This window comes from Bradyrhizobium sp. F1.13.3, from assembly GCF_040548265.1.
In the GTDB taxonomy this organism is placed as follows: Bacteria; Pseudomonadota; Alphaproteobacteria; order Rhizobiales; family Xanthobacteraceae; genus Bradyrhizobium.
In genome coordinates this window covers 32554-58354 of sequence record NZ_JBEPRI010000009.1, presented here as the reverse complement: position 1 = coordinate 58354, position 25801 = coordinate 32554, and the positions used below count along the sequence as shown (strand labels likewise).

Sequence of the window (25801 nt, the reverse complement as noted above, 5' to 3'; positions counted from 1 at the left end):
GCGACCTCGTGCCGTCTTCGCGGCGTTTCCTCTAGGGTCGAAAGCTATACTGTTTCGCAGACGGCCAATAGCCGATTACCCGAGCAGTGAGAGCATGTGCCCCTGCTTCAGCGGAATGCGCCCGTCAGCCCGTGAGAGAGACCTGCGGCACTCTCGCGGTGTTTGAGAACGGACACGCGAAAAAGGCTCCACCTCGGTGGAGCCTCCCTCGCGCTCTTGGGATTCACAGCCGCTCGCGTGGCGGCGAGCGGAACATCCCTACCTCACCCGCGTGCCGGCGCCGTACAACTCACGCTCACGGCCGACATCGTCAGGCGACAGCGGCGGGCTTGCGGCGTCGAAGCCGTTCCAGCCGGACTTTTGCCAGGCGGCGCTCCGTTCCTGCAGGTTCACGGCCTTCTCGTGCAATAGGGCATCGAGACGTGAGCGGTCCTGGTCGGGCACCCGCGCCGATACCAGCGTTCCGCCGCGACGGACGCCCTCCGCGTACCGCGACGCATCATCCTTGGAAACGCCGGCTTCGGTCAGCGCGCCAACGATGCCGCCCGTCGCGGCGCCCGCTGCGGCACCAACTGCCGTAGAAGCCAGCCATCCGGCAGCAACCACCGGCCCGAGCCCCGGAATAGCCAGCAAGCCGAGTCCTGCAAGCAGGCCCGCCGCGCTTCCGATTCCAGCGCCGATGCCGGCGCCCGTACCGGCGCCTTCGGCGCGGTCATCGACGCCGTCGCGGTCACGGTCGACCTTGCCGGTGGAGGAGGAGCCGTACCAATTATCGGAGTTGTTCGCGACGATGCTGATGTCGGAGTGCGGCACGCCCGCGGCCTCCAGACGCCTGACCGCACGTTCCGCATCCGAATAGGTGTCATAAAGTCGAGAAATGGTGGTGGTCATGTTTTATCCTCCTTACTTGACGGGGTTCACGTTGCCCTGGAAATCGACGCTCACGTCCGCCTTGGTCCCAGCCTTGTCGGCCTTGCCGCGCCAGACGCCGTTGTCGTCCTTTTGCAGGCCGGAAACATTGGAATAGCCCGCGCCCTCGATCTTCGACTTCGCCTGTCCCTCGGTGAAGCTGTTGCGGCCTGCGACTGGTGCGTTGGAGTTGTTGTGATCAGAGCTGTTGACGGCGTTGTTGCCCGGGCCGCTTTGTGCCTTTTGGGACTGTGCGCTTACGGGCATTGATCCGAGCAGCAGGACAGCCGCAGCGAGCGAAATTATACGTGACATAGTTTATCCTCCGGCAGTGATTGTGCCGGTCGACAACAGACGAGATTCGAATTGGTTGCTCTTCCGTTTGCGACGGAAGCGCGCGTCTTCAATCTGTCCAATAGTGGAGAGCCGCAGGAACGATTGCCACTCGTTCCCGTTTATATGAGCCTCGCGCTCTCGGACGCGTCGCCTGTTCTCACGCCGCCCAATAGGGCTCCCGCAGCTTGCGCTTGAAGATCTTTCCCGTTGCCTCGCGCGGCAGCGCGTCGCGGAATTCGACGTCCTTTGGCACCTTGAAATTGGCAAGCCGCTCGCGCAGGAACGATCGGACGGCGTCGGCCGAGAGCTCGGTACCCGATTCAGGCTCGACAAAGGCGCACAGCCGCTCGCCAAATTCCGCGTCGGGGATGCCGAACACGGCGCAGTCGCGCACTCCGGGCATTCCGATCAGCGCGTTCTCAATCTCCGCGGGATAGATGTTGACGCCGCCGGAGATCACCATGTCGCGCTTGCGGTCGCACAGGAACAGATAGCCGTCCGCGTCGAGATAACCGACATCGCCGACGCTGACGAGGCCGTCACGGCCGGCCTCGGCCCTTGCCTGCGACCTGCCGTGATAGTCGAAATCGGGCACTGCCGTCTGGCGCATGTAGATTTCGCCGACTTCGTTGGCACCGCACGGGCTGCCATCGTCCCGGAAGATCCTGACGATGCCGCCTTCGATGGCGCGGCCGACCGTGCCGGGCTTCTTCAGTGCTTCCTCGGCCGAGTGCCAGACCGGGATCCCGGTCTCGGTGGAGCCGAAATACTCGTTGATGACCGGTCCCCACCAGTCGATCATGGCGCGCTTGACGTCTGGCGGGCAGGGGGCGGCGCCGTGCACGACGAAACGCAGCGACGACAGGTCGTACCGCTGTCTGACCGCTTCGGGCAACCGCAGCAGTCGGACGAACATGGTCGGCACCATGTGAATATGCGTGACGCGGTGGCGCTCGATCAGCGCCAGCAGTTCCTCCGCATCGAACCGCGCCTGGAGAATGATGGTGCAGCTGCTCCGAAATGCCAACATGCCGTAGGAATGCGGCGCCGAGTGATACATCGGCCCGTTGATCAGCACGATTTGGTCTTCCCGCGGCTTGATGCCATAGGCGATCCCGCCCACGCGTTCGGAGGCGGCCGCCTGTTCGGGCTGCATCGGCATGCGCCGCACGCCCTTCGGCATGCCCGTGGTCCCCGATGTGTAGATCATCGCTGCGGCTCGCCGCGGCGGCTCCTGCGCTTGCGGATGGCTATCGCGCCAGCGATCCCAATCGGTCAGTCCCACCGGGATTTCGGTCAGCTCCGGAGGGATCGAGAAGGTCGCTGCGAGTTCGGGCGGCGTCGCGACGACCAGGAGAAGGACATCCGCCGGTACACCGTCGCGGATCTGCGGCAGCAAATCGGCATGGCACACCAGGAGCTTCGCCCCGCTGTCGGCCAGGATGTAACGGACCTCCTCGGCTTTCAGATGCCAGTTGATCGGCACCACCGGACTGCCCAGCGCGGCGGAGGCCGCAACCACCTCGAACAGGGCGAAATCGTTGCGCAGCATCATCGCGACCGGCGCGGCCTCGGCAAGCCCCAGGGCGCGGAAGCCGCTCATCGCCCGCTTGATCCGGGCCCGGATGTCTTCATAGCTGATCTGGCGTTCGCCGCTGATGATCATGGCGTCTCCTCATTCCGCTCGTCTAGCGATCATCGAGCACGTCGCCGAAGCCGACCCAGCTCTTGCCGTTGAAGCGCCGGAGCTGAAGCTGCTGGAACGGCAGATAGTCGTCAGGGCCGGTCGTAACAGCCATTCCCGGCAGCAGCAGCGGCAGCTTCACGTCCTTCAGCGAGGCCGCCTGGCGCAGGATGTTGTCGCGGCTGACATCATCCTTGCACGCCTTCAGCACCGTCATCAGCAGCGTGGCATAGTGGTAGCCCGCGGCGTAGTTGGAGTTGGAGAGGTCTGCGGTCGGCATATAACGCTTCATGAAGGCGAAATATTCCTTCACACCGGGATCGTCGGCCCATTGCGGGTCCATCGTGTCCTTCTGGTTGCTCGACGAGATCAGACCAACGGCATTGTCGAGGCCCGCCGGCTCCAGAAACGAGATCGAGGACGCCGAGGTCGGCACGAAAAACAGCTCCGGCTTCCAGCCGATCTCGGCCACGCCCTTGACCATCTGCGAGGTGAACTTGCCGAGCACGACGCCGAACAGCACGTTGGCGCCTGACGCCTTCAGCGTCGAGAGCTGCGAACTGATCGTCGGCGCGCTGGTCTCGTAGCTTGCTTCCGCGACGATCATGCCGGCCGCCTTGGTCCCGAGCGCACGCTTGAACCCCGCGACATAGTCGCGGCCGAAATCGTCGTTCTGCGACAGGATCGCGATCTTGGCGTCGGGCTTGGTCTGCGAAATATATTTGGCATAGACCACGCCCTCGGATTCGTAGGCCGCCATGCCCGGCATCGTCCACGGGTTCTTCTGTGGATCGGCCCATTTGGTGGCGCCGGAGAGCACAAATAGCTGCGGCACCTTCTTGGCGTTGAGATAGCGTTGCACGGCGCTGTTGGTGGCGGTGCCGAGCGAGCCGAACATCATCAGCACCTCCTCTTGCTCCACCAGCTTGCGGGTCTGCTCGACGGTCTTCGGCGGCGAATAGGCGTCGTCCAGCGTGATGAACTTGACCTTGCGGCCGTTGATGCCGCCATCGGCATTGACCTTCTCGAAGAACGCCTCCTGCGTCCGTCCGATCGCGCCGAAGCCGGACGCCGGACCGCTGTAGGGCAGGGTCTGCCCGATGCGAATCTCGTCGCTGCCTTCGGCATGGGCGCAGCCGCCCGTGAGCGTCAGCAACGACATGCCGATCAGTGCGGCTGCCAGTTTCATGGTGTCCTCCCGTTTTATTGTCGGTCCGAGCCCTTAGGCGCTGGCGCGCATCAGGAAATCCTGCCGAGCCTGGTCGAATTCTCGTTTCATCCGGTCGACGAGTTCGGCGACCGGCGGTGCATCGGCGATCTGGCCGATGCCCTGGCCCGAGCCCCAGATGTCGCGCCACGCCTTGGACTTCATGTTGCCGCCGGAGCCGAAATTCATCTTGGTCTTGTCGGCGGCCGGCAGATTGTCCGGGTCGAGCCCGGCCGCGGCGATCGAAGGGCCAAGATAGTTGCCGTGCACGCCGGTGAAGAGGTTGGTGTAGACGATGTCGTGCGCGGCATGCTGCGTCAGCGCCGACTTGTAGGCTTCGTCAGCGTTGGCTTCCTTCGTCGCGATGAAGCGCGTGCCCATATAGGCGAGGTCGGCGCCCAGCGTCAGGGCGGAGGCGATTGCGAAGCCGTCGCTGATTGCGCCCGACAGCAGGATCGAGCCGTCGAACCATTGCTTGACCTCACGTACCAGCGCGAAAGGCGAGAGCGTTCCTGCATGTCCTCCAGCGCCGGCGCAGACCAGGATCAGGCCGTCGACGCCTTGCTCGGCGGCCTTGCGCGCGTGCTTGACGTTGATGACGTCGTGGAACACGAGGCCGCCGTAGGAATGTGCGGCCTCGACGAGCTCGGCGGGCGGTCGCAGCGAGGTAATGATGATGGGCGCCCTGTGCTTCACACAGGTCTCCATGTCCTTCATCAGCCGGTCGTTGGAGGCGTGGCAGATCTGGTTGACGGCGTAGGGCGCGACCTTCTTGCCGGGATTGCGCGACTTGTATTCGCCGAGTTCATTCTCGATGCGGCTCAGCCACTCGTCGAGCTTTTCCACCGGACGGGCATTGAGCGCCGGAAACGAGCCGACGATACCGGCCTTGCACTGGGCGATCACCAGCTCCGGGCCTGAGACGAGGAAGAGCGGCGAGCCGACCACGGGCAGCTCGAGCGAATCCTTCAAGAGAGCGGGCAGCGCCATGATGTCCTCCCGGAAACGCAGCCCGCCGGCAGGCGGATGACGAGGCGTTTCCCTGTTGATTGTCGCGGGCGAGTTGCCGCCCATGTTTCATTTCACGCCATTATAGGGGTTGGAGTGCGGCCTCCCATCGTTCAATATTGAACAGACAACTATTCAGATTTGAACAGAGTGCCGCTGATGGACTGGGACCTATGCAAGACCTTCGTCGCCGTCGCCGATACCGGCAGCTTCACCGGCGCGGCACGTCGGCTGCACAGCAGCCATCCCACCGTCAGCCGCAAGATCGCGGCGCTGGAAGCCCAACTCGGCACCAGGCTGGTGGCGCGCGCCGCCGACGGCCTGGCGCTAACCGCGGATGGACGGACACTGCGCGAGCACGCCGAGGCGATGGCGGCGGCGGCGCTGCGGGCGGAGACAGCAGTCTCGGCGGGAGGGCACAAGGCGCGCGGTACCGTCAAGCTGTCGATCGGCGCGACGCTGGCCTCGCATTGGCTGATGCCGCGCCTGCCTGCGTTCCTGCGCGCGCATGATCACGTCCAGCTCGAGATCATCACCCATCCGTTTCCGGCCAGCGTGCGCCGGCGCGAGGCGGACGTGGTGCTGCGGCCTTTCGACAGCGGCGAGGAAAATCTGGTCGGCCGCAAGATCGGCCGTCTCGGCACGGGATTCTACGCCTCACGCGACTACGCCGGCGGGCGGTCCTTGCCTGAACGGCGCGGCGAGTGGAAGGGGCATAGTGTCATCGGTTTCGCCGACCAGACCTCCAACGTCCAGCTTGCGCGCTGGAGCGACGTCGTCACACGTCAGGCCAGGGTGGTGATGCGCTGCTCGTCCCAGGGCGACATGCTGGCGGCGGTCCGCGCCGGACTCGGAATCTCCGCCCTGTCGTGCTTTGTCGCCGAAAGCTATCCCGATCTCGTGCGCGTCGCGCCGCAGAAGCTCGCCAGCGTGGCGGACCTGTGGCTGCTCGCCCATCCCGACCTCGTCGAACTGCCGGCGGTGCGGGCCGTCATCGACTTCGTCGCCGATTGCGCCCGGACCGATCGCGTTCGGCTGCGGGGCTAAGCTGATCCCGCGATGACGCCTTCGCGTTTTTTTACCGCGCGATAATAGCTCCACCACAGATGCGCCGCCGCACCGCGCAGGGGGCGCCAGGGTTCGGCGAGTGGCGCCATCTGCTTCTCCGTCGGCCGCGCCTGCAAGCCGAGCCCGATGCGGATGCCTTCTTGCACGGCGAGGTCGCCGGCCGGCCAGGCGTCGCCATGGCCGAGGCAGAACAGCAGATAGACGTCCGCCGTCCAGGGTCCGATGCCGGGCAGTGCGATCAGCGTGTGATGCGCGGCATCGGCGTCTTCTTCGGCGAGCACGTCGAGGTTCAGCCGCTGTGCGGTGATCTCGCGCGCGAGATGTTTCAGCGTCTTGATCTTGGCGGCGGACAGGCCGAGCCGCCCCAGCCGGTCGGTGCGGGCGCGGCGCACCGCCTCGTGATCGAACGGATCGAACGCGGCGGACAGCCGTCCCCAGATCGCTGCAGCGCTCGCTGTGGAGAGCTGCTGTCCGCAAACGATGTGGGCAAGCCCCGCAAAGCCCGGCTCGCGCCGGCGCAATGCCGGCATGCCGGCAGTCGCGAGCACGGGCTTCAGGCGCGGATCGCGCTTCACCAGCGCGTGGACGGCCTCTTCGAGATCGGATTGGGTTTCGAGGTGGATGGTCATCGCTTGCTCAACTTGTCATGCGCGGGCTTGACCGCGTACCGAATATCTTACTCCGTCATTCCGGGGCGAGCCCGGAATCTCGAGATTCCGGGTTCGGTCCTGCGGACCGTCCCGGAATGACAACTGTGACGGTGAAGCCCGGCCATGACGAGTTCTGAAGCATGTCGACACCCGTTTTCCGATTTGCCCCCAGTCCGAATGGCTACCTGCACCTCGGCCACGCCTATTCAGCGCTGTTGAATTCCGACCGCGCGCGCGAGACCGGTGGGCGGCTCTTGTTACGGATCGAGGACATCGACGCGAAGCGTTGCCGTCCGGAGTATGAGACAGCGATCTACGAAGACCTCGCCTGGCTCGGCATTGCCTGGGAGACGCCGGTGCGGCGGCAGTCGGAGCATCTCGACGCGTATCGGGCGGCGCTGGACAGGCTCTCGGCGCTCGGCGTGGTCTATCCCGCCTTCGAAAGCCGCGCCGAGATCGCAAGGCTGGTTACGGCGCGTGAAGCGGATGGCCCGTGGCCGCGCGATCCCGACGGCGCGCCGTTCTATCCCGGCGACGCCAGATCGCTGTCCGCCGACGAGCGCGATCGCCTCGTCGACGCCGGCGCGCCTTATGCGCTTCGGCTCGACATGGCGGCGGCCTGCCGCCGCGCCGTCGGCCTGAGCTGGAACGAACTGGGCGAGGGGCCCGATGGTGAGCGTGGCGTCGTCCCGGCGCGGCCAGAAGCCTGGGGCGACGTCATTGTGGCCCGCAAGGAGACGCCAACGAGCTACCATCTGTCCGTCGTTGTCGACGATGCGCTCCAGGACATCAGCGAGATCGTGCGGGGCCAGGACCTGTTCCACGCCACTTCGGTCCACCGTCTGCTTCAGGCTCTGCTCCGCCTGCCCGAACCCGTCTACCGCCACCATGGGCTAGTTCGCGACGAGGGCGGCCGGAAGCTGTCGAAATCAACCAGCTCGACCGGCCTTCGTGAACTGCGCGCGGTCGGCGCCACGCCGGCCGGTATCCGCCAGCTGGTGGGATTAGGTTAAGTTTCTCTGGGGGTTAGCCAAACGGCGCCGTGACTCCAGGTGTTCCGCCGTGCCATGCTCGCCTGACAGCCCGGGGTTCGAAGGCGATACTTCGAAGGGGAGTTATGGCGGCGAAAACGCGCGCAGCGCGCACTACGGGGACGTCCAAGCGAGTGGCTGGGAAGCGCTCCGGGCCGACCGCCCGGTTGCGCAAGCGCAGCACCAAGCGTGTCGAGCCGGACGTCGTCCAGGCCGCGCTTGCCGCCTTTGCCCATGAGGTCCGCACCCCCCTGACCGGCATTCTCGCGATCAGCGACCTGCTCGCGACTTCGGATCTCGGTGAACGGGAAAGACGCTGGGCCGACACGATCAAGGCCGGTGCCGAGCATCTGGCGAACCTTGCCACCCTGTTCGTCGATGCGGCCAGAACCGGCAAGGGGACGGGCAAGGGCGTCGGAGGTGGAAGCACGCTGCGGCAGGATTTGTTCGACCTGCGGACCCTTGCCCGGAACGCCGGCGATTCGCTGGCCGGTCGCGCCGCGGCCAAGGGTCTCCAGGCCGAGGTCGATATCTCGGAGAAGCTGCCGGGGCTGGTAGTCGGTGATCCCGTCCGCCTGCGCGCCGCGCTCGAGAATCTGATCGACAATGCCGTGAAATTCACCGAGCACGGCGGCGTGGCGCTCACGGTCGCGCCTTGGCGTTCCGCCAAGAGCAAGGGAAAGACCAAGAGCAGAGGCAAAGCCAAGGGCAAAGGCAGCGTCGGTGTCGCCTTCGCGGTGTCCGACAGCGGCATCGGCCTCACCATGGCCGAGATCAAGCGGCTGTTCCGCCCGTTTACCCAGGCCAATGTCACCATTGCCTCGCGCTTCGGCGGCGCCGGCCTGGGCCTGTCGTCGGTGAAGCAACTGGCGCGCGCGATGGGCGGCGACATCACGGTCGCCCCTCGGCCCGGCGGCGGCGCCACCTTCACGTTGACGGTGTCGGTGGATGCCACGGGATCGGGCAAGTCCGGCAAGTCGAAGGGCGAAGCCGAGATGGATGCGGTCCCGGCGCTGCGCTTGCTCAGCGTGGAGGACAATCCGTTCGGGCGCGTCGTGCTCAACACCATCCTGACCGAGCTCGGCCATCATGCCGAGTTCATCGGGCGCGGCGAGGACGCGGTGAACCGGCTTGCGCAGGGCGCCTTCGACGCGGTGCTGATGGACATGGTGCTGCCGGGCATCAATGGCGTCGAGGCGATCAGGCGGATCCGCACCATGGCGACGCCGCTGGCTCAGATCCCCATCATCGGGGTGTCCGGTCGCGGCGAGGACGAAGTCGCCTCACGCGAGGCCGGCGCCGACGCCTTTCTGGTCAAGCCTGTGTCTCCGCGGGCGCTAGCGACTGCGCTGCTTGCAGCGACACGCCGTGAGGAAGTCGCGACTTAATGATCGCGGCGTTGAGTTCGCCGCCGTAGACGAAGATCGCGGCAATGAAATACAGGAACACCAGCGCGATGATCACCGAGGCGAGCCCGGCATACATCGTCACGTAATTGTTGGCGAAGCGCGCGAGGTACTGGCCGAATACGATGCCCGAGATCAGCGACGCCACGATGGTGAAGACGATGCCGGGCAGGATCTGAAGGAACCGGCGCCGTCCCGCCGGCAGCCAGGTATGCAGGATCATCAACGCCACCACCAACGCGCCGACGGTGATGCCGTAACGCAGCCAGGTGAGGATCCTCTCGTTGGATTCAACGAACAGCGGAATGTGCGCACGCGCGGCCTCGATGAGCAGCGGTCCGAGCACGATCAGAAATGCCATGGCGAGCGCGGTGAAGGCCGCAATCAGCGTGTAGGCGATCGATTCCAGCCGTAGCCAGTACCATGGCCGCATCTCCACGACCGCATAGGCGCGGTTCAGTGCGACCCGCAGCGCCTCGACGCCGTTGGAGGCGAAGTAGACCGACAGCACCGCGCCGATGGTGAATAGGCCGGTGCGGGTCGTGGTCAGCACGTCGTGGACTTCCCCCGAGATCGAATCCGCGACCTGCTTGGGCCAGACCTGGAGCATGAGGCTCGCAGCCTGGTCGGCGAGTTCCTTGGAGCCGAAGAAGCCGGCGAGCGATGTCAGCACGATCAGGAACGGGAATAGCGCCATCAGCGTCGACAGCGCGATATGGCTCGCGATCGCCCAGCCATCGTCGGCCAGGAACGTGTAGAACGCGTCCATCACGACGACGTAGATGGTGCGGATTGCCTTCACGCGCCACCTGCACTGCTGTTGCTGCTTCCTCTTTCCGCGCGCGGGAAACGCATTCCGACCTCTCCCCGCAGGCGGGGAGAGGCGAAGAGGATGGGCAATTCGCGCAAATCGGAAATCATCTAGCTAGCTTCTGATATTATTGGCTTAAAAGCCAGATCGGGAACGCCATGGCGGACCGGCGCGCAGGGTGTTATCTACCCTCGAATGGCATCTCTCCTGAGTACTTTCATCCTGCCGATCGCGGTCGGCGCCGTGGCGTTGGTGCTGCTGCTCGGTCTCATCAACATGATGCGCGGCGGCTCGCCCAGCACCTCGCAGAAGCTGATGCGCTGGCGCGTGCTGCTTCAGTTCGTGGCGATCGTCATCGCGATGGTCGCCGTATGGGCGATGGGGCGTTAACATGGTCGTGCTCAACCGCATCTATACGAAAACCGGTGACGACGGCACGACAGCGCTCGGCTCGGGCGAACGCCGGCCGAAATACGATCTGCGCATCGAGGCCTATGGCACGGTGGACGAGACCAATGCTGCGATCGGCGTGGTCCGGCTTCACACCAGGGATGCGCCCGAGCTCGACGCGATGCTTGGCCGCATCCAGAACGATCTGTTCGACCTCGGCGCGGATCTCGCGGTGCCCGAACGTGAGGGCAAGGCGGAGCGGCTGCGGGTGGTGGCGAGCCAGGTCGAGCGACTCGAGCGCGACATCGACGCGCTCAACGACGAGCTGGCACCCCTGACCTCCTTCGTGCTGCCGGGCGGCACGCCCGCCGCCGCCCACCTCCATGTCGCCCGCACGATTTGCCGCAGGGCGGAACGCGTGATGGTGGAACTGGCGGCCCGGCCGGAAGAGCCTGTTGGTGCCGCTGGCATCCAGTATATGAATCGCCTGTCAGACTTCCTGTTCGTCGCCAGCCGCGCCAGTAACGATGACGGCGCCGGCGACGTGCTCTGGTTTCCGGGCCAGAATCGCTGACCCATTAGGCCGCGCATTTCTGGGCGCCAAAATTAGACCCCTTCGCGCGTTGACCGGGCCGGATCAGGCCTTTAGGTTCCGCGCCAGTTGATAACCCCCCTCCCAGATTGAGTGAAAGAGGATCGATGAAGGTCTTGGTGCCGGTAAAGCGGGTGGTCGATTACAACGTCAAGGTCCGCGTCAAGAGCGATGGATCGGGCGTTGAACTCGCCAACGTCAAAATGTCGATGAACCCGTTCGACGAAATCGCGGTCGAAGAAGCGCTGCGCCTGAAGGAAGCCGGCAAGGCGACCGAAGTCGTGGTGGTCTCCATCGGACCGGCGCAGGCGTCGGAAACGATCCGCACCGGTCTCGCCATGGGCGCCGATCGCGGCATCCTGGTGAAGGCCGAGGGCGCGGTCGAGCCGCTCGCGGTCGCCAAGATACTGAAGAAGATTGCGGACGAAGAGCAGCCGGGCCTGATCATTCTCGGCAAGCAGGCGATCGACGACGACAGCAATCAGACCGGCCAGATGCTGGCCGCGCTGCTCGGCTGGTCGCAGGCGACCTTCGCCTCGAAGCTCGAGGTCGAAGGCAGCGACTTCAAGGTCACCCGCGAAGTCGACGGCGGCTTGCAGACCGTGAAGCTGAAGGGACCGGCGATCGTCACCACCGATCTCCGCCTCAACGAGCCGCGCTACGCCTCGCTGCCCAACATCATGAAGGCCAAAAAGAAGCCGATCGCGGACAAGACCGCCGCCGATTACGGGGTCGATCTCACTGCGCGCCTCGAGGTTCTCAACACGACCGAGCCGGCGGGCCGTAAGGCGGGCGTCAAGGTCAAGGACGTCGCCGAGCTGGTGTCGAAACTCAAGAACGAAGCCGGGGTGCTCTGATGACGACGCTTCTGATTGCCGAACACGACAATGCGTCGCTCAAGGATGCGACCAACAAGGCCCTGACCGCGGCGGCCGCGCTCGGCGCGGACGTCGAGGTTCTGGTGGCGGGCGAGAACGCCAAGGCCGCGGCGGACGCCGCCGCAAAGCTTGCCGGTGTGAAGAAGGTGCTGCTCGCCGACGGCGTGCTTTACGCGCACGATCTGGCCGAGCCACTGGCCGCGCTGATCGTCTCGCTGGCGCCGTCCTATGACGCCATCGTCGCGCCTGCGACCTCGCGTTTCAAGAACGTGATGCCGCGCGTCGCAGCCCTGCTCGACGTCATGCAGGTCTCGGAGATCACCAAGGTGGTCGCCCCCGACACCTATGAGCGTCCGATCTACGCCGGCAACGCCATCCAGACCGTGAAGTCGAAGGACGCCAAGAAGGTCATCACGGTGCGCACCTCCACCTTTGCCGCAGCAGGTGAAGGCGGCAGCGCGTCGGTCGAGAGCGTCGCGGCGGTGGCCGATCCAGGCCTGTCGTCCTTTGTCGGCGAGGAGGTCGCAAAGAGCGACCGTCCCGAGCTGACCTCGGCCAAGATCATCGTCTCCGGTGGCCGCGCCATGCAGAGCCGCGAGAACTTCGCAAAGTACATCGAGCCGCTCGCCGACAAGCTAGGCGCCGGCGTCGGCGCTTCGCGCGCGGCGGTGGATGCGGGCTACGCGCCGAACGACTGGCAGGTCGGCCAGACCGGCAAGGTCGTGGCCCCCGAGCTCTATGTCGCGGTCGGCATTTCCGGCGCGATCCAGCATCTGGCCGGCATGAAGGACTCCAAGGTGATCGTCGCGATCAACAAGGACGAGGATGCGCCGATCTTCCAGGTTGCCGATTACGGCCTGGTCGCCGACCTCTACCAGGCGGTTCCGGAGCTGACCGCCGAACTCGGCAAGCTCGGCAAGTAAAACGCGCTAAAACACCGGCCGGAGCTATAAACTCCGGCCGGTGTTGCGTTTTGAGGCGTTTTCTTTGGCGTGGGACACGCCTTCGAAGCGATCCAATCTAGGTTTCGAGGCCGGGTTCTGATTAAATCGGATCTCCCGGCTCGGGGGATAGGCAGGCGCGGTTGATAGCGCGCCGTTCCGGTGGATGACATTATGGCGGCAGTAATCAAGAAGGTCGGCGTGATCGGCGCGGGGCAGATGGGCAATGGCATCGCGCATGTCGCTGCGCTGGCCGGCTTCGACGTGGTGCTCAACGACATTTCGACCGACCGCCTCAAGTCAGGCATGGCCACGATCAACGGCAACCTGACGCGCCAGGTCTCCAAGAAGGCCGTTAGCGAGGACGACAAAGCCAAGGCGATGGCGCGTATCGTGGCTGGCGAGAAGCTGGACGACCTCGCGGACTGCGATCTCGTGATCGAGACCGCGGTCGAGAAGGAAGAGGTCAAGCGCAAGATTTTCCACGATCTTTGCGCCGTGTTGAAGCCGGAGGCGATCGTCGCCTCCGATACCTCCTCGATCTCGATCACGCGGCTCGCCGCCGCCACCGACCGGCCCGAACGCTTCATCGGCATTCACTTCATGAATCCGGTGCCGCTGATGGAGCTGGTGGAGCTGATTCGCGGCATCGCCACCGACGACCAGACCTTCGAGGCGTCAAAGGAATTTGTCGGCAAGCTCGGCAAGCAGGTCGCGGTCTCCGAAGATTTCCCGGCCTTCATCGTCAACCGCATCCTGCTGCCGATGATCAACGAGGCGATTTACACGCTGTATGAAGGCGTGGGCAACGTCGAGGCAATCGACGCGGCGATGAAGCTCGGGGCGCACCATCCGATGGGCCCGCTGGAGCTCGCCGATTTCATCGGCCTCGATACCTGCCTGTCGATCATGCAGGTGCTGCATGAGGGCCTCGCCGACTCCAAGTACCGCCCGTGCCCGCTGCTGGTGAAATACGTCGAGGCGGGCTGGCTCGGTCGCAAGACCCAGCGCGGTTTTTACGACTACCGGGGCGCCAAGCCGGTTCCGACGAGGTAGCGGTCTCGTGGTCCGGACGCAGTGTGTCACTTCGTGCCGCGCCGGGTCCGGGACACGGACAAAGCCTACCTTACGGCGCTTCGCGACAATTCATGTCCCGTTAACCGCTCGCCTCTAGGTTACGGCCGATACGAGGGTTTGCGTAATGGACATGATGGCGATGGTCAGCAGCATGCTGGCCTCTCAGCAAGGCGCGCTGCAGTCGAATATCTCGGCGACGCTGATGAAGCAGAACGCGGATGCGGAGAAATCCACCGTCCTGACGCTGCTCGGCGCCGGACAGCCCTCGCTTGCCAATGTCAGCGCCGGCGTCGGCGGCAACCTCAACGTCACCGCCTAAAACATCATCGCTTAGAATGACGCGGCGGCTTTGCCCGTCGCAGCCCGGATCAGCTTGAGCGCATCCTCGCTCGCCCATTCCGCCGGCCCCGCGATCGTTGCGATCTCGCAGCCTTGGGGATCGACCAGCACCGAGGTGGGCATGCCCAAAGCCCGGCCTATCGCCTTAAGATCCTGAAAAACCTTGGCTTTCTGATCATTGAAGTAGCCGAGCCTGATAAGATTGGCCTCTTTCAGAAACGTCTTGGGCTTTTCGGGGTCGCGGGTGTCGATATTGATCGCCACCACCTCGAAATTCGGGCCCGAAAGCTTCCCCTGGAGCTCGTCCAGCGCCGGCATTTCCTTCCGGCACGGCACGCACCAGGTGGCCCAGAGGTTCACCAGCAGCGTCTTGCCGCGGAAATCCGACAGCTTCTTCGGCTTGCCGTCGGCGTCCTCGAAGGCCAGGTCCGGCAGCTTTAGCGGTGCGCTCGCCATGGTCAGCGCCGCCACCTCGCCATGGGCGAGCGGGGCGATCTTCCGTGCGGTGTTCACCGCCGCCCGGCAGGCGGGATCGCCGGATGGGGCCCGGCCCAGGCCCAGCCCGTACAGCGCGGCAAAGCCGGCCAGGCCCCCGACCACCACGGTGAGGATGACGACGGGGATACGGCGCGTGGCCGACCGTGCTGTCCGTTGGTCGAGCCTATCGTTGGGGTCGAGCATATCGTTTGTCATCCGGTCGCAGATATGGCTATCAGAGGCCTCTTAATACGGCTGGCAGCCGTCAGCAAACGTGCGGCGGCGACAAGCAGGGCGTGAGCAGGGGATCATGAGCAACAAGATGTGGGGCGGCCGGTTCTCGGAACGTCCCGACGAGATCATGGAAGAGATCAACGTCTCCATCGACGTCGATCGTCACCTCTTTGCCCAGGACATTGCCGCGTCCAAGGCCCACGCCGCGATGCTGGCCACGCAGGGCATCATCACGGCCTCTGATGCGAAAAATATCGGCAAGGGTCTAGACACGATTTTGTCAGAAATCGGCAAGGGCGGCTTCGAATTCAAGCGCGCGCTCGAGGACATTCACATGAATGTGGAGAGCCGGCTGTCCGAACTGATCGGCCCCGCCGCCGGCCGCCTGCACACCGCGCGCTCGCGCAACGACCAGGTCGCGACCGATTTCCGTCTGTATGTCCGCGATGTCCTCGATGAGACCGACGCCGCGCTCGCCGCGTTCCAGCAGGCGCTGGTGGAGCGCGCGCTGGAGCATGCCGGAACGGTCATGCCCGGCTTCACGCACCTGCAGACCGCGCAGCCGGTGACCTTCGGCCACCATCTGCTCGCCTATGTCGAGATGGCCGCGCGCGATCGCGGCCGTTTCCAGGACGCGCGCAAGCGGCTGAACGAATCCCCGCTCGGAGCTGCCGCGCTCGCCGGTACCTCGTTCCCGATCGACCGTCACGCCACGGCGAAGGCGCTCGGTTTTGATCGTCCGATGGCCAACTCGCTCGATGCGGTCTCCGATCGCGACTTCGTGCTGGAGACGCTGTCGGCGGCCTCGATCTGCGCCGTGCACATGTCGCGCTTTGCCGAGGAGATCGTGATCTGGACCTCGCCGCTGGTCGGCATGATCCGCCTCAGCGACAAGTTCACCACGGGATCCTCGATCATGCCGCAGAAGCGGAATCCTGACGCCGCCGAGCTGGTGCGCGCCAAGACCGGCCGCGTGATCGGCGCGCTCAACGGGCTGCTGATCGTGATGAAGGGCCTGCCGCTCGCCTATCAAAAGGACATGCAGGAGGACAAGCAGGGCGCCATGGAAGGCTTCGCCGCGCTGTCGCTCGCGATCCGCGCCATGACCGGCATGGTCCGGGATCTCGTGCCTGATGAAGCGAAGATGAAGACGGCCGCAGGCGAGGGCTACGCCACCGCGACCGATCTTGCCGACTGGCTGGTGCGGACGCTAAAGATGCCCTTCCGCGACGCCCATCACGTCACCGGCCGCATCGTCGCGAAAGCCGCCGAGGGCGGCGTGGCGCTGCACGACCTCCCGCTCAAGGAGATGCAGGCGATCGAGCCGAAGGTCACGAAAGACGTGTTCGGCGTGCTCTCGGTCGAATCGTCGGTGAAGAGCCGGACCAGCTTCGGCGGCACCGCGCCGAAGAACGTGGCGTCGCAGGCCAAGGCCTGGTTGAAGCGGCTGGAAAAAGAGCGAAAATTGGGCTGAGGGGCAAAATTTCGCTTATGTTTCATGATCATCCGGGTCTCGCCAGAGCGCGCCAATCTCTGTATGGTGCGCCGCGCGTAGTGGGGATTTCGTCGTGACGTCAAAGTTTCGCCCGGCCGGCTCGGGGTGGGCCATCATTGTCTTGAGCCTGACGGCGCTCGCGCTTGCCGGCTGTGGCCGCAAAGGCCCGCTGGATCTGCCGCCGACCGCCTCCAGCGCGTCCACGGCCAATGTCGCGCCGCCGACCGACACCGAGACCGAAGCCCAGAGGACGCCGAGCGTGTTCAATCCCACCTATGGCGCGGACGCCGCACCGGCGGCGACCAAGGGCAGGAAGAAACCGTTTATCCTCGACCCGCTCCTGGACGAAAGACCCAGCCGATAGGCTGGGGCAACTGAGCCAACGCCATGAACCATTTTGACTATCGCAACGGCGTGCTGCACGCCGAGGCGGTGAACCTGTCCGAGCTGGCCGCAGCCGTCGGCACGCCGTTCTATTGCTATTCGACCGCAACGCTCGAGCGGCACTATCGCGTTTTCACCGACGCTTTCGCCGGCGAGAAGGTGCTGGTCTGCTACGCCATGAAGGCGAACTCCAATCAGTCGGTACTGCGCACGCTGGCCAAGCTTGGGGCCGGCGCGGACGTGGTCTCCGGCGGCGAACTGAAGCGCGCGCTGGCCGCCGGCATCCCGGCAAGCAAGATCCTGTTCTCCGGCGTCGGCAAGACGGAAGCCGAGCTGCGCGCCGCGCTGGCCGCCGACATCCTCTGCCTCAACGTCGAATCCGAGCCCGAGCTCGAGCTGCTGTCGCGCCTTGCGACAGAGACGGGCAAGACCGCGCGGATCTCGATCCGTGTCAATCCAGACGTCGATGCCGGCACGCACGCAAAGATCTCGACTGGCAAATCCGAGAACAAGTTCGGCATCCCCATCGCGCATGCCCGTGAGGTCTATGCCCGCGCCGCAAAGCTGCCGGGCATCGAGGTCACAGGTACCGACGTACATATCGGCAGCCAGATCACCGACCTCTCCAAGATGGAGATCGCGTTCCGCATCCTCTCCGAATTCGTGCAGACGCTGCGCGCCGACGGCCACAACATCTCGCATGTCGATTTCGGTGGCGGCCTCGGCATCCCCTATTACATGGACCGCGAGGCGCCGCCGGCGCCCGACGCCTATGCCGCCATGGTCAAGCGCGTCAGCCACAATCTCGGCTGCACGCTGATGTTCGAGCCGGGCCGCATGATCGTCGGCAATGCCGGCATCCTGGTCGCCAAGGTGATTTACGTGAAGCACGGCGACGGCAAGAATTTCGTCATCATCGACGCCGCCATGAACGATCTGATCCGTCCGACGCTGTACGAAGCCCATCACGACATTCTGCCGGTGACGCAGCCCGCGAAAGGGGCGGCCACAATCATGGCCGACGTCGTCGGCCCGGTCTGCGAGACCGGCGATTACCTCGCACTCGATCGCACGCTGCCGACGCCAAAGCCCGGCGACCTCATCGCTGTCATGACCGCCGGCGCCTACGGCGCAGTGCAGGCCGGCACCTACAATACGAGACCTCTGGTGCCCGAGGTGCTGGTGAAGGGCGACCAGTACGCGGTCGTGCGTCCGCGCATCGAGGTCGAGCAACTGATCGCGATGGATACGCCGGCGCCCTGGTTGTAATTGTGTGATCGTCCACGATGAGCGCAGCTACCGCTGCGCCCATCGCTGCATTGATTCCTATTTCTTGAACCGGTCCCTGATCGCGGCGAGGCCGGAATCATAGACGCCGCCGAGGGCATCGATCGCGTCCTTCTCCCGCCCCGGGTCGGGCGTGTAGATGCCGGTCCATGTCACCACCGACGCGCCTTCACCCTTTGCCGTGACCTTGATGGTCGACTTGTACTGGCTCACCGGCAGTGGGCTCGACAGGAACGCGTAGGAATAGCTGTAGTCTTTGTCGCTCCGTGCAGTCTGCGTCTCCACGAACGAGGCCTTGCCGTCCCTGGTGACGAGCGTCCGGGTTGGCGGCGACTTGCCGTCCGTAATGCACTGCCCCACCGGCGGCAGCCAATCCTTGATCGCGCAGAACGGCCCGATGACGGACCACACCTCGGCCGCGGCACTGCTGACCTCGATGCTCCTTGTCAGATTGGCTGCGGACGCCGGCATGACGCCGACGCCCAGGCCGAGGGTGCAAATCGCGGCGCTGCGAACCGAAACGAGCAATCTGGAAGCCGCTGAATCGTATTTCTTCATGGTAATCTCCTGTGTCCGGCGGGCCGCGATTGCGGCGGCCGGCTTGCCAATGCCGGTCGAATAGACGCTCACCTCGGTCCGCGGCCAGTTCAGAGAATGAATCGCTGCTGATACAGAAACTGAACTAGGAAGCCGCGCGCATCGGCCCTAAGGTTCCGCCTTCGCTTGTCACGGAGGCCCGCATGACCATCGGCAGCTACAGGCAGTTCTGTCCGGTCGCGATGGCGGCCGAGATATTATGCACGCGCTGGACCGTCGTGCTGCTACGTGAACTCATTGCCGGCTCGACGCGCTTCAACGAGTTGCGCCGTGGCGTTCCGCGGATGTCGCCTGCCTTGCTCTCGCAACGTCTCAAGGAGCTCGAAGCCGCCGGCATCGTTACGCGCCGGGCCTCGGCTTCCGAGCGTGGTATCACAGAATATCTGCTGACCACAGCCGGACGCGAACTCGGCCCCATCGTGGAGGCGTTTGGCATCTGGGGCCAGCGCCGCATCCAGTCGGATCTGTCGCTTCAGCATCTCGATGTCCAGCTGTTGATGTGGGACATGCGGCGGAATTTGAACACGACGCCGATGCCGACCCGCCGCAGCGTGCTGCAGTTCGCGTATCCGGAATTACCTTCGACGCAGCGATTGTGGTGGCTGATCGTCGATCCTGACGACTGTGTCGACCTCTGCTCGATTGATCCCGGTTTCGACGTTGACCTTTACGTGTCGGTTGATCTGCGCACCATGACGGCGATCTGGATGGGGCTCGATACCGTGCGCGCGGCCGTCGCAAGCGGGCGGATGCTGCTCACCGGCGACCGGCAGCTTGCCGCGGCCATGCAAAGCTGGCTGGGCCTCAGCCCGTTCGCCAAGGAACGCAAGCTGGCGAGCTGATCCAGGGCGGCGCAATTCAGTATTTGTATCGCCCGCTACAGTTCCCGTACTGGCGAGCCCGCGCCGTGTTCTGGCACCCAAGTGATGCCCGCCTTGTATCAACGCGGAGCTGAACTCGAGCCAGGAGACACGACATGACAGCGTATCTGATCGCGGACATCAAAGTGACTGACGGAAAGTGGGTGCCGGACTACGCGGCGTCCGTCCACGAGCTGGTGCACAAGCACGGCGGCAAGTACCTCTCGCGCAGCGGCAATGTGAAGACGCTGGAAGGTGCCCCTCTCGACACGTCGCTGATCGCGATCATGTCGTTTCCCACGGCGAAAGCGGCGGAGTCCTTCGTCACTGATCCCGCCTACGGCCGCTTCGCGGCAGCGCGCAGGGGCGGCAGCGAAAGCCGCTTCCAGTTGATCGACGATACGGACTTGGCCGGCACGATCCCCTATCTCGCCAAGGCTTGAACTGCGTCTTCGTCAAAACTCGGCCGCAGGCGCAGTCGTGCCCGGCCAACACAGGAGATTGGAATGAATGATTCACTCGCCGGCGCCGGCCTGCCTCGTATGTTTTTCGCAGCTTGCAGCGTGGCCTTCCTGATCGGATTGTCCGGCGCCGCGTCGGCCCGGGTCACGCGGTGCGACATTACGTGGGTCAGCTGCAACAACACCTCTGCGAAATGCTCGAGCGAGAGACGGTGCATGCGCAGGTGCGACGAGAAATATATCAAATGCAGTGGGGGCTCGGCCTCCCTGCAACTCGAGCAGCCGATCGACCTTCTGGAATTTGGCAGACGCCGCTCGTAACAGATCGATCCAAGGAGGACAGCGCAGCGCCCGTCGTCGGCGCTGCGTTCTCGTGTTGGTGCTAGCTGGGCGGCCTGCCGCCAACCACAACACCCGCCTTCTTCTCGATCGGCTTGATCGCCGCGGTGAAATCGGATTCGGCGCCTTCCGCGCTGATGACCGTCTCCCACAACCGGCCGACCGCATCCGCGACCTCCATCGACAGGCCGAGCTGCTTCATCTCCTCCAGCGCCAGCCGCACGTCCTTCACCATCAGTCCCGTGGCGAAGCCGAAGTCGAAGCTGCGCGGCAGCACCGAGCGCGGAAACTTGTCGCGGCTCGCGGTGTTCATGCCGGAGCCGGCATTGATGACGTCGATCATCACGACGGGATCGAGCCCCGCCTTGACGCCCATCACCACCGCTTCCGAGGTCGCAACGATGGCCGTGGCCGACAAGAAATTGTTGGCGAGCTTCATAGTCTGCGCCGCGCCGGGCTTCTCGCCGATGAAGAACACTTTTCCGATGATGTCGAGCGCGGGCTTGAGCAGCTCGAACTCGGTCTTCGGCCCCGAGACCATCACCGCCAGCGTGCCCTTCTCCGCGCCGCCGACGCCGCCGGAGACTGGGCAGTCGACCTGCACGATGTCATGCTTGGCGAGCAGGCCGTGAATCTTCACCGCCATCGCCGAACCGACGGTGGAGAGATCGATGAAGCGTTTTACGCGGCTCCCCTCGATCACACCGTTCGGCCCCGTCGCAACCGCGAGCGAAGCCTGCAGCGAGGGCAGGCTCGCCATGACCGTCTCGACCTGGTCGGCGACGTCCTTCGGCGAAGTCGCCGCACTGGCGCCGCGCGCCACCAGCTTGTCGACGACCTCCTGGCGCGTGTCGAACACGACGAGCCGGTTGCCGGCCTCGATCAGCCGCCGCGCCATCGGGAAACCCATGTTTCCGAGGCCGATGAATCCGATGTCCATGGTGCTTCCTTGTGTTGAATATTCGTTGTTGTTGATCGGCGCGCTTCCATCCTCGGTGTCGTCCTGGCGAAAGCCGGGACCCACTACCCCAGGGAGAGGTTGTGGCGCGAAGTGGCAACTCCGAGTGCCCGTAACCACACCTGCCGGTGGCTATGGGTCCTGGCTTTCGCCAGGACGACATGGGGACGTCGCGGCCCCGTCCCTCACACCGGCCCCCCTCACGCCTTGCCGTCGATCTCCGCGAACACCTCGCGCGCGATCCGAAAGCTGTCGACCGCAGCCGGCATGCCGCCATAGATTGCGACCTGCATCAGGATCTCACGGATCTCGTCGCGGCTGACGCCGTTGGTGAGTGCGCCCTTCAGATGCGCGCGGAATTCGTGCTGACGATTGAGGATCGCGATCATCGCGATGTTGAGCATGCTGCGGGTTTTGCGCGGCAGCTCCTCGCGGCCCCACACCGTGCCCCAGCAATATTCGTTGAGCATCTCCTGGAACGGACGGTTGAAGTCGTCGACGGTCTTCAGGGCATTGTTGACATAGGCCTCGCCCAGCACCGCTTTGCGGACTTCCAGGCCCTTGTCGTGCATCTTCTTGTCCATGGCGTTTCCATTCCTTCTCTTGCGTTTTCCTTGGCTGGCGGCGCGGAAATTACGGGGTTGCGGCGTGCCAGTCACGTCCTCGTGTTATGCGGGAAAAGGGGTGTCTCCCGTACAGGAACGGATGCCTCAGTGCTGCCGTTGTGGTAGGCTTCTCTACCGGGCAACCTGGAGAGTTGATTGAACGGCGTCACCCCCGACCCGTCAGACCCGATCCGCGATGGCGACGCTCTGTCGCGGCTGAAGCTGGCGCAAGCCCTGCAGCGGGCCACTTATGCCATCGCGTGGGAGCGTGCCTGGCCGAATTTGGCGCGGTTTCTCACTGTCGTCGGCCTGTTCCTGGCGGTGTCCTGGGCCGGCCTCTGGCTGGCGCTGCCGTTCATTGCCCGCGCCGTCGGGCTCGTCGTTTTCGCCGGCATCGCGATTGTCGTCCTGTTCCCGTTGACTCGCTTTCGCTGGCCGAGCCGCGAGGAGGCGCTGGCCCGGCTCGACCGCGGCTCCGGCATCCGTCATCGGCCGGCCACCACGCTGACGGACACGCTGAGCTCGCAGGACCCGGTTGCGCAGGCCTTGTGGCGGGCGCAGCGCGAGCGCACGCTGGCTTCGATCAAGCGCATTCGCGCCGGTCTGCCGAAGCCCCGGCTCGCTCTGCATGATCCCTGGGCGCTGCGCGCGCTGGTCATGGTGATGCTGGTTGCGACCTTCTTCGCCGCCGGCGACGAGCGTGCGATGCGGCTCGGGGCCGCCTTCCACTGGAACGGCATGCTGGCGCCGACCAATGTTCGCGTCGATGCCTGGGTTACGCCGCCGCTCTACACCGGCAAGCCGCCGGTCATCCTGTCGGCCGCGAACAAGGAGGCAGCGGCGCTGCCGGCCAGCGGCCCGCTTGCCGTTCCCGCAGGCTCGACCCTGATCGTTCGCTCCTCCGGCGGCAGCCTTGATGTTGTCGTCTCCGGGGGTCTCAAGGAAGTCGCGCCTACCGAAGCCGCGCCCAAGGGCACCAACGAGAAGCATTTTGCCATCAGTGGCGACGGCACCGCGCATGTCCGCGCGCCCTCCGGCCAGCCGCAATGGGCGTTTGCGGCAACGGCGGACCGTGCGCCGACGATCGCGCTGGCTAAGGATCCCGAGCGGCAGGCCCGTGGCGGACTCCAGCTCACTTACAAGATCGAGGACGATTACGGCGTCACCGGCGCCGACGCGCAAATCGGCCTGCGTCCCGCCGACGCCAAAGATGGTGTCAAGGATGGCAGCAAGGAGGCCGACACCAAGGCCGCCGCGCGGCCGCTATTCCAACCTCCGCAATTCCCGCTCGTGCTGCCGAATGCGCGCACCCGCAACGGCGTCGGCCAGACGGTGAAGGACCTCAGCGAGGATCCCTATGCCGGCGCCGACGTCACGCTGACCCTGACCGCCAAGGACGAGGCCGGCAACGAGGCCAGGAGCGAGCCCTTCAACATGCGCCTGCCCGAGCGGCTGTTTACCAACTCGCTCTCTCGCGCGCTGGTCGAGCAGCGCCGCATCCTCGCACTCGACGCCAACAAGAATTCGGATGTCTATGCCGCGCTCGACGCGCTGATGATCGCGCCCGAATTGTTCACTCCGGATGCGGGCTGCTATCTCGGCCTGCGCAGCCTGGCGCAGCAGCTGGAAGCCGCCCGCACCGACGACGCTCTGCGCGAGGTGGTGGGAAGCATGTGGGCGTTCGCGGTCACCATCGAGGACGACGGTGTCGCCGGCAGCGTCAACGCCGCGCTGCGCTCGGCCCAGGACGCGCTCAAGCGGGCGCTGGAACGCGGTGCCAGCGAGGACGAGATCAAGGCGCTGACGCAAAAGCTTCGCGAGGCGATGGCCGGCAAGGTGCGCGATCTCGCCCGGCGCGCCGAGCAAAATCCGCTTGGACCGCGGCAGCCATTCCCGGCAGAGGTTCAGCTCATCCTCGACAAGTCCGTCGAGCTGAAACAAAAGACCCAGAACGCCACGCCCGAGCAGCTCGAAGAGCTGGCTAAGCAGCAGGACGCATTGCGCGAGCAGCTTCAGGCCTATCGCAAGTCGGCGAACAACCGGGCGAAGGCGGGCAACGACGGGGCCAACCAGTCGACGCGAGACCGTAAATGCGGAAGCTAGCACGCGTGCCACTCTTGAAGGCGATCTCGATCGCCTGCCTCGCCTTCCTGTTGGGAGGCGTCTCGCCCGTGGCTGCCCAGCAGGATCAGGATGTCGATGCCCTGCTCGATGGCGCTGAAAAGGCGATGCAGGATTCCGGCGACAGCCTCAGGCAGAAGGAATCCGGCAAGAGCCTGAACAATCAAACCGATGCGATTCAGAAGCTCGAGGACTACAAGCGTGCGACGGAAAAGAGCCAATCCTCCAATCGCGATCGTTCCGTCATCACGCAGCGCGACCTGGACGAATTGCTGAAGCAAATCGAGAAGGCGGCGCGCGAAGGCAATAAAGAAGCGGCCCAGCGCATGCTCGAGCAGCTCGCGCAGATCATGGAAAATCTCCAGATGGCGCAGCCCGGGCAATCCGGCGACAGCGACATGGAGCAGGCGCTCAACGAGCTCAGTGACATGATCCGCAAGCAGCAGCAATTGCGCGACAAGACTTTCAAGCAGGGGCAGGATTCCCGGCGTGAGCGCTCGCGCGGCAAGCAGCAGGGCGACCAGTCGATGTCGGACCTGCAGCAGGATCAGCAGTCGCTACGGGATCGCCTGAAGAAGCTGCAGGACGAGCTCGCCAAGCGCGGCCTCGCGCAGAAGGGGCAAAAGGGCCAGAAGAGCCAGGGCCAGAAGGGGCAAAAGGGTCAGCAGGGCGAGCAGGGACAGCCGGGCCAGGATGGCGATCAGGACGGCGACCAGGGCGATGACGACGGCAGTCTGGACGCCGCCGACGGGGCCATGGGCGATGCCGGCTCGCAGCTCGGCGAGGGTAATTCGGAGGGTGCCGTGGACTCGCAAGGGAAAGCTCTCGAGGCCTTGCGCAAGGGCGCGCAGAAGATGGCCGAGGCGATGCAGCAGGGCGATGGCGACGGGCAGGGCGATGGTCCCGGCACCCGTGCGGGCCGCCAGCAGAGCGGCGGCAATCAGACCGATCCGCTCGGCCGCCCCCTTCACGGCCGCGATCTGAGCGACGACTACACGGTCAAGATCCCCGGCGAGATCGACGCCCAGCGCGTCCGCCGCATCCTCGAGGAGCTCCGGCGCCGCTTGGGTGATAGCTCGCGCCCGCAGATCGAACTCGACTACATCGAGCGGCTGCTGAAGGATTTTTGAGTTCTCTGTCATCGCCCGGCTTGACCGGGCGATCCAGTACTCCGAGACGGTTGTGATTCAATCGAGAGGCCGCGGCGTACTGGATGCAAGCCGGGGCATGACAGTGGAACACGTGGCCGCCCCGCCCGCTACCCCTTCTTCGCCGCCAGCGCATCTGCCACCGCCGTGCGGATGTCGGCGACCGAAAACGGCTTGGTCACGACGTCATGCACCAGTGCATTGAGGTTCGAGGCGCGCTCGCGCTGGTCGGCAAAGCCGGTCATCAGCAGAATGGTCAAATCGGGGAAATCGCGTGCGACGGAAAGCGCCAGCGCGATGCCATCCATCACCGGCATCTGGATGTCGGTGAGCAGCAGGTCGAATGCGCCGTCCGCGCGAGTGAGGATCTCCAGCGCCTCGGCGCCGTCTTGCGCGGTGACGATCTCGTGGCCGTCCATGGCGATGGCCCGCGCCACCAGCTGGCGCATCGAATCCTCGTCGTCGGCGATCAGGATTTTGGACATGAGACCAACCTTGGGATCAATCT

At 64.9% G+C, this 25801-nt stretch carries 28 protein-coding genes; 16 read left to right on the top strand and 12 right to left on the bottom strand.

Features of this window, described 5'->3' with window-relative positions:
- Window positions 1-258: 258 nt before the first annotated feature.
- The 5 genes from ABIB66_RS23745 to ABIB66_RS23725 form a co-directional block, all read right to left on the bottom strand.
- The gene (locus tag ABIB66_RS23745; RefSeq protein WP_275170916.1) at window positions 259-891 is read right to left on the bottom strand and encodes a general stress protein; all 633 of its coding nucleotides are present in this window, start codon (window positions 889-891) and stop codon (window positions 259-261) included.
- 12 nt (window positions 892-903) lie between these two features.
- Window positions 904-1224, bottom strand: a complete 321-nt coding sequence (locus ABIB66_RS23740; RefSeq protein ID WP_354207844.1) for a hypothetical protein — start codon at window positions 1222-1224, stop codon at window positions 904-906.
- Window positions 1225-1402: 178 nt separating this feature from the next.
- Complete coding sequence (locus tag ABIB66_RS23735) at window positions 1403-2911, bottom strand: acyl-CoA synthetase (RefSeq protein ID WP_354255880.1); 1509 nt, start codon at window positions 2909-2911, stop codon at window positions 1403-1405.
- Window positions 2912-2933: 22 nt separating this feature from the next.
- Window positions 2934-4118 (bottom strand): ABC transporter substrate-binding protein, encoded by a 1185-nt coding sequence (locus ABIB66_RS23730; RefSeq protein ID WP_354255877.1) that lies wholly within the window; start codon window positions 4116-4118, stop codon window positions 2934-2936.
- A 33-nt stretch (window positions 4119-4151) separates the two neighbouring features.
- Window positions 4152-5126, bottom strand: coding sequence for an NAD(P)H-dependent flavin oxidoreductase (locus tag ABIB66_RS23725; RefSeq protein WP_354207850.1), 975 nt, complete (start codon window positions 5124-5126; stop codon window positions 4152-4154).
- A gap of 177 nt (window positions 5127-5303) precedes the next feature.
- Between ABIB66_RS23725 and ABIB66_RS23720 the strand changes: the two genes are divergently transcribed.
- A complete protein-coding gene (locus ABIB66_RS23720) occupies window positions 5304-6191 on the top strand; it encodes a LysR family transcriptional regulator (protein ID WP_354207852.1) in 888 nt (295 codons plus the stop codon).
- Here ABIB66_RS23720 and ABIB66_RS23715 read toward each other — a convergent pair.
- On the bottom strand, window positions 6188-6841 hold the full coding sequence (locus ABIB66_RS23715) for a DNA-3-methyladenine glycosylase family protein (RefSeq protein WP_354207854.1): 654 nt from the start codon (window positions 6839-6841) through the stop codon (window positions 6188-6190). The genes ABIB66_RS23720 and ABIB66_RS23715 overlap by 4 nt on opposite strands.
- A gap of 161 nt (window positions 6842-7002) precedes the next feature.
- On the opposite strand from ABIB66_RS23715, the gene gluQRS reads away from it, so the two are divergent.
- Together gluQRS and ABIB66_RS23705 are read left to right on the top strand one after the other, a co-directional pair.
- Window positions 7003-7875 (top strand): tRNA glutamyl-Q(34) synthetase GluQRS, encoded by an 873-nt coding sequence (gluQRS, locus tag ABIB66_RS23710; protein WP_354255874.1) that lies wholly within the window; start codon window positions 7003-7005, stop codon window positions 7873-7875.
- 104 nt (window positions 7876-7979) lie between these two features.
- Complete coding sequence (locus ABIB66_RS23705) at window positions 7980-9281, top strand: ATP-binding protein (protein WP_354255871.1); 1302 nt, start codon at window positions 7980-7982, stop codon at window positions 9279-9281.
- Here the strand turns inward: ABIB66_RS23705 and ABIB66_RS23700 are convergent.
- Entirely contained in the window at window positions 9208-10101 is an 894-nt protein-coding gene (locus ABIB66_RS23700) for a YihY/virulence factor BrkB family protein (protein WP_275170925.1), read from the bottom strand. The genes ABIB66_RS23705 and ABIB66_RS23700 overlap by 74 nt on opposite strands.
- A 204-nt stretch (window positions 10102-10305) precedes the next feature.
- On the opposite strand from ABIB66_RS23700, the gene ABIB66_RS23695 reads away from it, so the two are divergent.
- From ABIB66_RS23695 to ABIB66_RS23670, 6 genes are all read left to right on the top strand, one after another.
- Window positions 10306-10500, top strand: a complete 195-nt coding sequence (locus ABIB66_RS23695) for a twin transmembrane helix small protein (protein ID WP_247427614.1) — start codon at window positions 10306-10308, stop codon at window positions 10498-10500.
- Between the two features lies 1 nt (window position 10501).
- Complete coding sequence (locus ABIB66_RS23690) at window positions 10502-11074, top strand: cob(I)yrinic acid a,c-diamide adenosyltransferase (protein ID WP_354255868.1); 573 nt, start codon at window positions 10502-10504, stop codon at window positions 11072-11074.
- Window positions 11075-11199: 125 nt separating this feature from the next.
- The gene (locus ABIB66_RS23685; RefSeq protein ID WP_007597346.1) at window positions 11200-11949 is read left to right on the top strand and encodes an electron transfer flavoprotein subunit beta/FixA family protein; all 750 of its coding nucleotides are present in this window, start codon (window positions 11200-11202) and stop codon (window positions 11947-11949) included.
- A complete protein-coding gene (locus ABIB66_RS23680; RefSeq protein WP_354207863.1) occupies window positions 11949-12893 on the top strand; it encodes an electron transfer flavoprotein subunit alpha/FixB family protein in 945 nt (314 codons plus the stop codon). Before ABIB66_RS23685 ends, ABIB66_RS23680 begins: the two co-directional genes overlap by 1 nt.
- Before the next feature lie 192 nt (window positions 12894-13085).
- The gene (locus ABIB66_RS23675; RefSeq protein WP_007597339.1) at window positions 13086-13967 is read left to right on the top strand and encodes a 3-hydroxybutyryl-CoA dehydrogenase; all 882 of its coding nucleotides are present in this window, start codon (window positions 13086-13088) and stop codon (window positions 13965-13967) included.
- Window positions 13968-14112: 145 nt separating this feature from the next.
- A complete protein-coding gene (locus tag ABIB66_RS23670) occupies window positions 14113-14307 on the top strand; it encodes a hypothetical protein (RefSeq protein WP_354207865.1) in 195 nt (64 codons plus the stop codon).
- A gap of 11 nt (window positions 14308-14318) precedes the next feature.
- Here ABIB66_RS23670 and tlpA read toward each other — a convergent pair whose 3' ends face one another.
- Window positions 14319-15008 carry a thiol:disulfide interchange protein TlpA gene (gene tlpA, locus ABIB66_RS23665; RefSeq protein ID WP_354062001.1) on the bottom strand — a complete coding sequence of 230 codons (690 nt, stop codon included), beginning with the start codon at window positions 15006-15008 and terminating at the stop codon, window positions 14319-14321.
- Between the two features lie 106 nt (window positions 15009-15114).
- Between tlpA and argH the strand changes: the two genes are divergently transcribed.
- The 3 genes from argH (at window position 15115) to lysA (ending at window position 18186) form a co-directional block, all read left to right on the top strand.
- Entirely contained in the window at window positions 15115-16512 is a 1398-nt protein-coding gene (argH, locus tag ABIB66_RS23660; protein WP_354207868.1) for an argininosuccinate lyase, read from the top strand.
- A 94-nt stretch (window positions 16513-16606) separates the two neighbouring features.
- The gene (gene lptM, locus ABIB66_RS23655; protein ID WP_027514156.1) at window positions 16607-16897 is read left to right on the top strand and encodes an LPS translocon maturation chaperone LptM; all 291 of its coding nucleotides are present in this window, start codon (window positions 16607-16609) and stop codon (window positions 16895-16897) included.
- 23 nt (window positions 16898-16920) lie between these two features.
- A complete protein-coding gene (gene lysA, locus ABIB66_RS23650) occupies window positions 16921-18186 on the top strand; it encodes a diaminopimelate decarboxylase (RefSeq protein WP_354207870.1) in 1266 nt (421 codons plus the stop codon).
- A 57-nt stretch (window positions 18187-18243) separates the two neighbouring features.
- On the opposite strand, the gene ABIB66_RS23645 is transcribed toward lysA, so the two are convergent.
- Entirely contained in the window at window positions 18244-18762 is a 519-nt protein-coding gene (locus ABIB66_RS23645; RefSeq protein WP_354255864.1) for an SRPBCC family protein, read from the bottom strand.
- 182 nt (window positions 18763-18944) lie between these two features.
- On the opposite strand from ABIB66_RS23645, the gene ABIB66_RS23640 reads away from it, so the two are divergent.
- Together ABIB66_RS23640 and ABIB66_RS23635 are read left to right on the top strand one after the other, a co-directional pair.
- Window positions 18945-19643, top strand: a complete 699-nt coding sequence (locus ABIB66_RS23640) for a winged helix-turn-helix transcriptional regulator (RefSeq protein ID WP_354255861.1) — start codon at window positions 18945-18947, stop codon at window positions 19641-19643.
- Window positions 19644-19777: 134 nt separating this feature from the next.
- Window positions 19778-20104 carry a DUF1330 domain-containing protein gene (locus ABIB66_RS23635; protein ID WP_018453248.1) on the top strand — a complete coding sequence of 109 codons (327 nt, stop codon included), beginning with the start codon at window positions 19778-19780 and terminating at the stop codon, window positions 20102-20104.
- Window positions 20105-20504: 400 nt separating this feature from the next.
- Here ABIB66_RS23635 and ABIB66_RS23630 read toward each other — a convergent pair whose 3' ends face one another.
- Together ABIB66_RS23630 and ABIB66_RS23625 are read right to left on the bottom strand one after the other, a co-directional pair.
- Entirely contained in the window at window positions 20505-21401 is an 897-nt protein-coding gene (locus tag ABIB66_RS23630; protein ID WP_275170932.1) for an NAD(P)-dependent oxidoreductase, read from the bottom strand.
- 218 nt (window positions 21402-21619) lie between these two features.
- The gene (locus ABIB66_RS23625; protein WP_007597318.1) at window positions 21620-22003 is read right to left on the bottom strand and encodes a carboxymuconolactone decarboxylase family protein; all 384 of its coding nucleotides are present in this window, start codon (window positions 22001-22003) and stop codon (window positions 21620-21622) included.
- 177 nt (window positions 22004-22180) lie between these two features.
- Between ABIB66_RS23625 and ABIB66_RS23620 the strand changes: the two genes are divergently transcribed.
- Window positions 22181-24127, top strand: a complete 1947-nt coding sequence (locus tag ABIB66_RS23620; RefSeq protein WP_354207877.1) for a TIGR02302 family protein — start codon at window positions 22181-22183, stop codon at window positions 24125-24127.
- A complete protein-coding gene (locus tag ABIB66_RS23615) occupies window positions 24115-25275 on the top strand; it encodes a DUF4175 family protein (RefSeq protein WP_354255857.1) in 1161 nt (386 codons plus the stop codon). The genes ABIB66_RS23620 and ABIB66_RS23615 overlap by 13 nt, the downstream gene beginning before the upstream one ends.
- 128 nt (window positions 25276-25403) lie before the next feature.
- Here ABIB66_RS23615 and ABIB66_RS23610 read toward each other — a convergent pair whose 3' ends face one another.
- The gene (locus ABIB66_RS23610; RefSeq protein WP_275170935.1) at window positions 25404-25778 is read right to left on the bottom strand and encodes a response regulator; all 375 of its coding nucleotides are present in this window, start codon (window positions 25776-25778) and stop codon (window positions 25404-25406) included.
- Window positions 25779-25801 lie beyond the last annotated feature (23 nt).